Below are 9,376 nucleotides of genomic sequence, written 5' to 3' on the forward strand. Positions count from 1 at the left end.
TGATGGCGTCGACAGCCGTCGCCATCATTCGAATTCCATGATCAGTTCGTCGACCGCGAGGCTGGCGCCGGCGGCGACCGCCACGCGCTTGACCACGGCCTTCTTTTCGGCGCGCAGAATGTTTTCCATCTTCATCGCTTCGACCACGGCAAGAGCCTGCCCGGCCTCCACGGTGTCGCCGGCCTTGACCGTGACCGAGGTGATGACACCCGGCATGGGGCAGAGCAGCATGCGCGACGTGTCCGGTGGCAGCTTTTTCGGCATCAGCCGCGCCAGCTCCGCAACCCGCGGGCTTCTGACGTGGGCAATGGTGTCGATGCCGCGCCAGCGGAGCCGGATGGCGGTTCCAACCCGATCGACTTTGACGCTCAAGGGCTCATTGTCGATATTGAAGGTGGCAAGGGTGCGGCCGGGAGCCCAGTCACCGGCGATCGTAACCGAGGCGCCGTCGGCAAATCGGACATAGGCACCATCGGCAGACGCGCCGGCGGTGACTGCAAAGTTGTGATCGCCGAGGCTGACCACCCAGTCGTGACCGACGATGCGACGGTGATTGCCGATCGTGCCGGAGATCTGGCTGGCGCGCTCCTGCAGCACCTGGTTGATCGATACGGCGACGGCTGCGATCTTGCGAAGCGACTGCTCGTCGGCCGCAACGCCGTGGAAGCCGTCGGCGAATTCCTCGGCGATATAGGCCGTGGTCAGCCGGCCCTCTCGGAACCGCTGCTGCTGCATGACGGCTGCAAGGAACGGCAGGTTGTGACCGATGCCTTCCACCTCGAACTGATCGAGCGCATCGGCCATGGCATCGACTGCCGTCTTGCGATCCGGCCCCCAGGTGCAGAGCTTGGCGATCATCGGGTCGTAATACATCGAGATCTCGCCGCCCTCGAAGACGCCGGTATCGTTGCGTGTCACCGTGCCATCTTCGCGTCTGCCCTCGACCGGGGGACGATAGCGCGTCAGCCGACCGATCGACGGCAGGAAATTGCGGTAGGGGTCTTCCGCATAGAGCCGGCTTTCGATCGCCCAGCCATTGAGCTTTACGTCGTCCTGGCCGAAGGCTAGTTTTTCGCCGCTCGCAACACGGATCATCTGCTCGACGAGATCGAGCCCGGTGATGAGCTCGGTCACCGGATGCTCCACCTGCAGGCGGGTGTTCATTTCGAGGAAGTAGAAATTGCGCTTGCCGTCGACGATGAACTCGACGGTACCGGCCGAATGATAGCCGACGGCCTTGGCGAGCGCGACCGCCTGTTCGCCCATGGCCTTGCGGGTCTCGGCGTCGAGGAAGGGCGAGGGGGCTTCTTCGATGACCTTCTGGTTGCGTCGCTGGATCGAGCATTCGCGTTCGCCCAGGTAAAGCGTATTGCCGTGTTTGTCGCCGAGTACCTGGATTTCGATATGGCGTGGCTCGGTCACGAATTTCTCAATGAAGATGCGGTCATCGCCAAAGGCGTTCTTCGCTTCGTTCTTCGACGACTGGAAGCCTTCGCGTGCCTCCTGGTCGTTCCAGGCGATGCGCATGCCCTTGCCGCCGCCACCGGCCGAAGCCTTGATCATGACGGGATAGCCGATCGAACCGGCGATCCGAACCGCCTCGTCGGCATCCTCGATCAGACCCATATGGCCCGGAACCGTGGAGACACCCGCTTCGGCCGCGAGCTTCTTCGAGGTGATCTTGTCGCCCATCGCCTGGATGGCTCCAACCGGCGGGCCGATGAACGCAACGCCTTCCTTTTCCAGGGCTTGCGCAAAGGCGGCATTTTCCGAAAGGAAGCCATAGCCCGGATGAACGGCATCGGCGCCGGTCTTGCGGATCGCATCGATAATTTTGTCGATGACGATATAGGACTGCGCCGAGGGCGAGGGGCCGATATGCACCGCCTCATCCGCCATGCGCACATGCATCGCGTCGCGATCGGCGTCGGAATAGACCGCGACCGTTGCGATGCCGAGCTTCTTCGCAGTCTTTATGACGCGGCAGGCGATTTCACCACGGTTGGCGATGAGGATTTTCTTGAACATCTTGTTTCTCTTTCAAATCCGGACTGCGCGTCAGCGTTTGAACTTGCGGCGATAGGGCAGAAGCGCGATCGAGGATGCTGCGGCAGCACCTCCAAAGAGCAACGCGAAAGGCACCACGACCATGAGGGTTGCGAGTACCGGGCTCGTCGAGCGTATGATGTGCGTGCCGACCGCGCCGATATTGAGCCAGATCAGCACGCCGGCCGTTATGGCCCCGATCGCAACGCCGATCAGCGCGTTGACGGTCATGTAGCGCAGCATCTGCCAGTGGTCGCGTCGGGCCTCTTCCGGTGTCATTACGCGTTCCGGCTCCCGTTCCATCGTCGCCTCCATCAGAGCGGGATCGTGTCGTGCTTGCGCCAGCGGACATCGACCTGCTTGTTGCGCAAGGATGCGAAGGCACGAGCGATGCGGCGACGCGACGAATGCGGCATGATCACTTCGTCGATGAAGCCACGCTCGGCGGCGACGAACGGATTGGCGAAGCGCTCCTCGTATTCTTTGGTGCGCGCCGCAATCTTCTCGGCATCGCCGAGTTCCGAGCGGTAGAGGATCTCGGTTGCGCCCTTGGCGCCCATCACGGCGATCTCGGCGGTCGGCCAGGCATAGTTGACGTCGGCGCCGATGTGCTTGGAGGCCATGACGTCGTAGGCGCCCCCATAGGCCTTGCGGGTGATCAGCGTCACCATTGGCACGGTCGCTTGGCTATAGGCGAAGAGCAGCTTGGCGCCGTGCTTGATGACGCCGCCATACTCCTGCGCCGTGCCAGGCAGGAAGCCGGGCACGTCGACCAACGTCAGGATCGGGATCGAGAAGGCGTCGCAGAAGCGTACGAAACGCGCGGCCTTGCGCGAGCTGTCGATATCGAGGCAGCCGGCAAGCACCATCGGCTGGTTGGCGACGACGCCGACTGTCTGGCCCTCCATGCGGATGAAGCCGGTGATGATGTTGCGGGCAAAGCTCTGCTGCAGCTCGAAGAAATCACCTTCGTCGGCGAGCGCAAGGATCAGTTCCTTCATGTCGTAGGGCTTGGTGGCGCTATCGGGGATCAGGCTGTCCAAACGCATTTCGAGCCGCGCCGGGTCGTCGTGGAAGGGACGGACCGGCGGCTTCTCTCGGTTGTTGAGCGGCAGGAAATCGAAGAGCAGGCGCACGTGCTCAAGCGTTTCGATGTCGTTCTCGTAGGCTGCGTCGGCGACGGAGGACTTTTTCGTGTGCGTGCCCGCACCGCCGAGTTCTTCGGCCGTGACGATCTCGTTGGTCACGGTCTTTACGACGTCGGGCCCGGTCACGAACATGTAGGAGGAGTCACGCACCATGAAGATGAAGTCGGTCATGGCCGGCGAATAGACGGCGCCGCCAGCGCAGGGCCCCATGATGACCGAGATCTGCGGGATGACGCCCGAGGCTTCGGCATTGCGGCGGAAGACCTCGGCATAGCCGGCAAGGGAGGCCACGCCTTCCTGGATGCGGGCGCCGCCCGAGTCGTTGAGGCCGATGACCGGCGCGCCGTTGCGTACAGCCATATCCATGATCTTGCAGATCTTCTGCGCATGCGTTTCCGACAGCGAACCGCCGAGCACCGTAAAGTCCTGGGAGAAGACATAGACCTGGCGGCCATTGATTGTGCCCCAGCCGGTGACGACGCCGTCGCCCGCGACCTTCTGGCCTTCCATGCCGAAGTCGACGCAGCGGTGCGTGACGTACATGTCGTATTCTTCGAAGGAGCCTTCATCGAGCAGCACCACGATGCGTTCGCGCGCCGTCAGCTTGCCTTTGCCGTGCTGGGCATCGATCCGCCGCTGGCCGCCGCCGGCTCTTGCTTCCGCCCTGCGGGCTTCGACCTGTTCTAGTATGGCGCGCATGGTGCCCTCCCGATTTTTTGATGCCCGGCTTTTTCAACGATTGTGCAGAGGCGCTTCGAGCTTCGCAATAGCGTCGAAGACGGCATGGAAAAACGTCTCTTCATGTGCAAGTGTGAAATAGAGTATTTTGTGAAACGTAAATTGCAAAGTTGCAAACATGGCGATCGGCAAGCTCTACATCGGCCGTAAGGTCAGGGAATTGCGGGAAGCGAACAAGGCGACGCAAGGTCAGTTCGCTGAACGCATCGGTATTTCCACCAGCTATCTCAACCAGATCGAAAACAACCAGCGGCCGGTTTCGGCGGCGGTGCTTTTGGCGCTCGCCGAAAAATTCCAGATCGACATCGCCGAGCTTTCGACCGGGGAGGGCGATCGCCTGCTTTCGGCGCTCTCCGAAGCGCTCAGCGACCCCCTGTTCGAGACCTATTCGGCGAGCCTGCAGGAGCTGAAGCTCGTTGCCCAGAACGCGCCAGGCCTGGCGCATGCACTGATCACCTGCCACCAGGCCTACCGCCGCAACAGCGAACAGCTTGCGAGCATCGACGACACCATCGGCCGCGGCGGTCCCTTCGTCGAAACGACGCCCTATGAGGAAGTGCGCGACTTCTTCCATTTCGTCGACAACTACATCCACGAGATTGATATACTCGCGGAGCGGCTGGCGAGCGAACTCGGGCTCGGCGAAGGCGACAATCATGCAGCGCTTGCAAGCTATCTGGAGCAACGACATGGCGTCCGTGTTGTGCGCGGTGCTGCCGGCGACGAGGCGATCCGTCGCTTCGATCCGCGTGCCCGTATCCTGACGCTCAATCCTTACGCGCCGCCAGCGACGCGCGACTTTCAGATCGCCCTGCAGATCGCCCAGCTTCATGCCCGCGAGGAGATCGACCGGGTGGCCGGCAGCGCCGGTTTCCGCACGGAAGAGGCCTATGAGATCTGTCGCATCGGCCTGCAGAACTATTTCGCCGGTGCGCTCATCTTGCCCTATCAGGCGTTCTCAAAAGCCGCCCGCGACTTGCGGCACGATATCGAGCTGCTCGCCGCCCGTTTCGGCGCCTCATTGGAGCAGGTCTGTCACCGCCTTTCGACCCTGCAGCGACCGGGGCAGAAGGGCATTCCGATCTTCTTTGCCCGCATCGATCGCGCCGGCAACATCACCAAGCGCCATAGCGCCGCGAAGCTGCAATTCGCCCGCTTCGGTGCCGCCTGTCCGCTCTGGAACGTGCACCAGGCCTTCGAGACTCCGGGTAGGATCATCCGGCAACTCGCCGAAACGCCTGACGGCGTGCGCTACCTCTGTCTCGCCACCCAGATCACCAAGGGTGGCGGTGGTTTCCGCGCCGCGCAGCCGCGTTATGCGCTGGCGCTCGGCTGCGAGATCTCCTACGCCGATGCTTTCGTCTATGCCGACGACATGGATCTCGGCAACCGCGCCGCCTTCGACCCGATCGGTATTTCCTGTCGCATCTGCGAGCGCACGAAATGCGCCAGCCGGGCCGTACCGCCATTGAAGCGTCGCCTGATTGTGGATCATGACTTACGCGGCGCTCTGCCGTATCGTCTAAGTGAGAGCTGATTGGGCTTGTCTGTCCATTTTTGAACAGACCCTGTGAGAAGTTGCATATGGGCCTGCCGGAGGTTTGGTGTAACTAGGCCCTAATTGCTCGACTATGCGGTCAGGGAGGACATGCATATGGATTTTCGCCTGTCGGAGGAACAGGAGGCCATTCGTCAGATGGCGCTCGATTTCGCCCGCGACGAGATTGCCCCTCACGCGATCGACTGGGATCAGCAGAAGCATTTTCCGGTCGACACGTTGCGCGGCGCCGCCGCACTCGGCATGGCCGGCATCTACGTCCGTGACGATGTCGGCGGCACGGGCCTGACCCGGCTAGACGCTGCGATCATCATCGAGGCGTTGGCGACCGGCTGCCCCGCCGTCGCCTCCTTCATGTCGATCCACAATATGTGCGCCGGCATGATCGACCGTTATGGCACCGACGAGCAGCGCCAGCGGCTGCTGCCCAAGCTTTTGACCATGGACGTGCTCGCGAGCTACTGCCTGACCGAGCCCGGTTCCGGTTCGGATGCGGCGGCGCTGAAGACAAAGGCGGTCAAGGAAGGCGACAGCTATGTGCTGACCGGCCAGAAACAGTTCATCTCCGGCGCCGGTGAATCCGGCCTCTATGTGATCATGGCGCGCACCGGCGAAGACGGCCCCAAGGGGATCTCGACCTTCATCGTCGAGAAGGATGCGCCGGGCCTGACCTTCGGCGCCAACGAGAAGAAGATGGGCTGGCACGTGCAGCCGACCCGCGCCGTCATGCTCGACGGCGTGCGCGTACCCGCTGAAAATCGCCTCGGCGGCGAAGGCGACGGCTTCAAGATCGCCATGGGCGGGCTCGATGGCGGTCGCTTGAACATCGCCGCCGCGTCGCTCGGCGGTGCTCAATCGGCCTTCGAAAGGGCGCTGGCCTACGTTCAGGAGCGGCGCGCCTTTGGCAAGGCGATCGGCGAATTCCAGGCGCTACAGTTCCGTCTCGCCGACATGGCGACCGATCTCGAAATCGCCCGCACTTTCCTTTGGCGTGCCGCTTCGGCGCTCGATGCGGGCGACCCGGAAGCGACGAAGCTCTGCGCCATGGCCAAGCGCTTCGTCACCGACCGCTGCTTCGCCGTCGCCAACGACGCGCTGCAGCTTCATGGCGGCTATGGCTATCTCGCCGATTATGGTGTCGAGAAGATTGTCAGGGACCTTCGGGTGCACCAGATCCTGGAAGGCACCAACGAGATCATGCGCCTCATCGTGGCGCGTTCGCTTATCGGCCGGAAATAGGCCAGAAACGGGAAAGACCGCTCATGGAAATGCAGACGCCAGCACCGGAAGTGATCGTCGAGCGCCAGGGCGCGGTCGGCCGGATCCGGTTGAACCGCACGCGCGCGCTGAACAGCCTCAACGTGCCGATGATCCGGTTAATCGCGGCGGCCCTGACCGAATTCGAGAACGATCCGGCGGTCGCTGCCGTGCTTGTCACCGGCGAGGGCGAGCGCGGGCTTTGCGCCGGCGGTGATATCCGAATGATCTATGAGAGCGGCCGCGAGCGCCCGGAGGAGGGCGCCCAGTTCTGGCGCGAGGAGTTCGTCGTCAACAGCCGCATCTCCGGCTACCGTAGGCCCTATATCGCCATCATGGACGGCATCGTCATGGGCGGTGGCGTCGGAATCTCCGCCCACGGCAGCCATAGGATCGTTACCGAGCGCACCAGGCTTGCAATGCCCGAAACCGGCATCGGCTACTTCCCGGATGTCGGGGCCACCTGGCTTTTGCCGAAGGCGCCCGGTGAATTCGGCACCTATCTCGGTCTCACCGGCCGGGACATCGTTGCTGCCGACGCGATCCTTGCGCGGCTCGCGGACAGTTTTGTCGCTGCGGACAAGCTGGAAGCCTTGATCGCTGATCTCGCCGCACTTGCGCCGAGCGCGGGCAGCGCGGATGTCGACGGCGTGATTGCCAAGCATGCTTCGGAAGCTCCGGCAACGCCGCTTCAAGGCCATCTTGCCCTGATTGACCGTTGCTTTGCCTTCGATACGATCGAAGAGATCCTCGCGGCGCTCGAAGCCGATGGTTCCGATTTTGCCAGGGAGACGCTCGCGCTCTTGAACTCCCGTTCCGCGCTCAGCATGAAGCTGACGCTCGATCTCCTGCGCGCCGGCCGCCGCAGTGCTTCGCTGAACGAATGCCTTGAGCGCGAATACTCCGCGACGCTCGGCATGCTCGCCAATCCCGATTTCTACGAGGGCGTGCGTGCCGCTGTGATCGACAAGGACCGCAATCCGAAATGGTCGGTTGGACTTGCCGACGTGACGCCCGATAGGCTCGCGCGATTTGCGCGCAAAGATCACCCGCCACTGTTCTAGCGCCTGAGGATGGGGCGCAGTTCGGTTTTGGCCGAGTTTCAATGCGAGGAGGAATGACATGACGAAGATCGCCTTTATCGGGCTCGGCAATATGGGCGGTCCGATGGCCGCCAATTTGGTGAAGGCGGGACACGCGGTCACAGGCTTCGACCTGTCTGAGGCTTCGCGCAACGCCGCGGCGAAGACCGGCGTTTCCGTCGCCGGCTCGATAGCACATGCGGTGCGCGGTGCTGAATGCGTCATCACCATGCTGCCGGCCGGCGCCCATGTCCTCTACGTCTGGGATGAACTTCTCGGCTTCGTCGATCCGGGCACGCTCCTGATCGACAGTTCGACGATAGACGTCGATAGCGCCCGGAAAGCTCATATGCTCGCCGAAAAGATCGGCTGCCCCTCGCTCGACGCACCGGTTTCCGGTGGCACCGGTGGTGCTGCGGCTGGCACCTTGACCTTCATGGTCGGCGGCAGCGACGAGGCTTTTTCGCGCGGCAAGCCGCTGCTCGACGCCATGGGCAAGAAAATCGTCCATTGCGGAGGTGGGGGCGCCGGTCAGGCGGCGAAGATCTGCAACAACATGATCCTCGGCATTTCCATGGCCGGTGTCTGCGAAGCTTTCGTGCTGGCCGAGCGTCTCGGCCTGTCGCACCAGGCACTGTTTGACGTGGCTTCTACGTCGTCCGGCCAGTGCTGGTCGCTGACGACCTATTGCCCGGTGCCAGGCCCGGTTCCGACCTCGCCCGCCAACAACGAGTACAAGCCGGGCTTTGCCGCAAGCCTGATGCTGAAGGACCTGAAGCTATCGCAGCAGGCAGCGAGTGCCGCTGGTGCGACGACGCCGATGGGCGCGCAGGCCGCACAGCTCTATTCGATGTTCGAGAAACTCGGCCACGGCGGCGAGGATTTTTCGGCGCTGATCCGTCTGTTGCGCGGGAACGACGAGGCCAAGGCCGGTTAATTCATCCCGTGCCGATCGATTTCCGCCCGTTTAACCGGGCGGAAATTGGCTGCTGCTGCCTGTGGATAGAAATACCGTTTAATTTCAATGTGTTGTGAGATTTATGTCGGGCCCATGAAAATCCCTGTTGACGTCTGTGAGGATGGGGGTCTATAAGCCCGATCACTGACGAGGGCGGCGGCGCTGCTGGCGACGACGACCTTCGCTCTAGAGTTTCCTGGTTGGCTTGGTGCTGATTGAGGGGTTCGGGACGAGAGTTCTGGGCTTTRTGGAAACGGTTTGACGGACGGTGCGTTCGTCGGTTTTTTGACAATTGAATATAGAGAAAGAGAAACGTGGGCGGCGGAGCTCGTGRGGAACCTTTAGGGGTTCTTTCGGAAAGAGACTTTGGCGGTCACGTTTTAACAAGAGACTACACCTGTTTTCTCGGTGGCGATCTTTGGATTGCTGTTGATTGAAGACAAGGTGTGAGTTCTCGTCGATTCAGAACGTGACGTAATGCCAATGATTGAATTCTCAACTTGAGAGTTTGATCCTGGCTCAGAACGAACGCTGGCGGCAGGCTTAACACATGCAAGTCGAGCGCCCCGCAAGGGGAGCGGCAGACGGG

Annotated in this window: 7 protein-coding genes and 1 rRNA gene; 5 read left to right on the forward strand and 3 right to left on the reverse strand. The window is 62.1% G+C overall.

Translation table 11 applies throughout. The annotated features are described in order from the left end of the window. Window positions 1-24 precede the first annotated feature (24 nt). From ASD63_RS17260 to ASD63_RS17270, 3 genes are read right to left on the reverse strand one after another with little or no spacing between them, the layout of a single operon-like run. Complete coding sequence (locus ASD63_RS17260) at window positions 25-2,028, reverse strand: acetyl/propionyl/methylcrotonyl-CoA carboxylase subunit alpha (RefSeq protein WP_034800103.1); 2,004 nt, start codon at window positions 2,026-2,028, stop codon at window positions 25-27. 30 nt (window positions 2,029-2,058) lie between these two features. Then, a complete protein-coding gene (locus ASD63_RS17265) occupies window positions 2,059-2,349 on the reverse strand; it encodes a hypothetical protein (protein ID WP_029742742.1) in 291 nt (96 codons plus the stop codon). Between the two features lie 11 nt (window positions 2,350-2,360). Beyond that, window positions 2,361-3,893 (reverse strand): acyl-CoA carboxylase subunit beta, encoded by a 1,533-nt coding sequence (locus ASD63_RS17270; RefSeq protein WP_034800104.1) that lies wholly within the window; start codon window positions 3,891-3,893, stop codon window positions 2,361-2,363. 157 nt (window positions 3,894-4,050) lie between these two features. On the opposite strand from ASD63_RS17270, the gene ASD63_RS17275 reads away from it, so the two are divergent. The 5 genes from ASD63_RS17275 to ASD63_RS17295 form a co-directional block, all read left to right on the forward strand. After that, a complete protein-coding gene (locus ASD63_RS17275) occupies window positions 4,051-5,469 on the forward strand; it encodes an XRE family transcriptional regulator (protein ID WP_034800105.1) in 1,419 nt (472 codons plus the stop codon). Window positions 5,470-5,586: 117 nt separating this feature from the next. Then, on the forward strand, window positions 5,587-6,729 hold the full coding sequence (locus ASD63_RS17280) for an isobutyryl-CoA dehydrogenase (protein WP_029742745.1): 1,143 nt from the start codon (window positions 5,587-5,589) through the stop codon (window positions 6,727-6,729). Between the two features lie 23 nt (window positions 6,730-6,752). Further along, entirely contained in the window at window positions 6,753-7,811 is a 1,059-nt protein-coding gene (locus tag ASD63_RS17285; RefSeq protein ID WP_034800107.1) for an enoyl-CoA hydratase/isomerase family protein, read from the forward strand. Window positions 7,812-7,869: 58 nt separating this feature from the next. Then, a complete protein-coding gene (mmsB, locus tag ASD63_RS17290; protein WP_034800108.1) occupies window positions 7,870-8,766 on the forward strand; it encodes a 3-hydroxyisobutyrate dehydrogenase in 897 nt (298 codons plus the stop codon). A 517-nt stretch (window positions 8,767-9,283) separates the two neighbouring features. Next, window positions 9,284-9,376 (forward strand): 16S ribosomal RNA (locus ASD63_RS17295); the annotation flags it as partial.

Source organism: Ensifer sp. Root558 (genome assembly GCF_001427045.1).
Classification (GTDB): domain Bacteria; phylum Pseudomonadota; class Alphaproteobacteria; order Rhizobiales; family Rhizobiaceae; genus Ensifer; species Ensifer adhaerens.

What these genes read in the sequence shown, in the direction of transcription:
- ASD63_RS17260 (WP_034800103.1), bottom strand. Translation starts at nt 2,028, where the DNA reads ATGTTCAAGAAAATCCTCATCGCCAACCGTGGTGAAATCGCCTGCCGC.
- ASD63_RS17265 (WP_029742742.1), bottom strand. Translation starts at nt 2,349, where the DNA reads ATGGAACGGGAGCCGGAACGCGTAATGACACCGGAAGAGGCCCGACGC.
- ASD63_RS17270 (WP_034800104.1), bottom strand. Translation starts at nt 3,893, where the DNA reads ATGCGCGCCATACTAGAACAGGTCGAAGCCCGCAGGGCGGAAGCAAGA.
- ASD63_RS17275 (WP_034800105.1), top strand. Translation starts at nt 4,051, where the DNA reads ATGGCGATCGGCAAGCTCTACATCGGCCGTAAGGTCAGGGAATTGCGG.
- ASD63_RS17280 (WP_029742745.1), top strand. Translation starts at nt 5,587, where the DNA reads ATGGATTTTCGCCTGTCGGAGGAACAGGAGGCCATTCGTCAGATGGCG.
- ASD63_RS17285 (WP_034800107.1), top strand. Translation starts at nt 6,753, where the DNA reads ATGGAAATGCAGACGCCAGCACCGGAAGTGATCGTCGAGCGCCAGGGC.
- mmsB (WP_034800108.1), top strand. Translation starts at nt 7,870, where the DNA reads ATGACGAAGATCGCCTTTATCGGGCTCGGCAATATGGGCGGTCCGATG.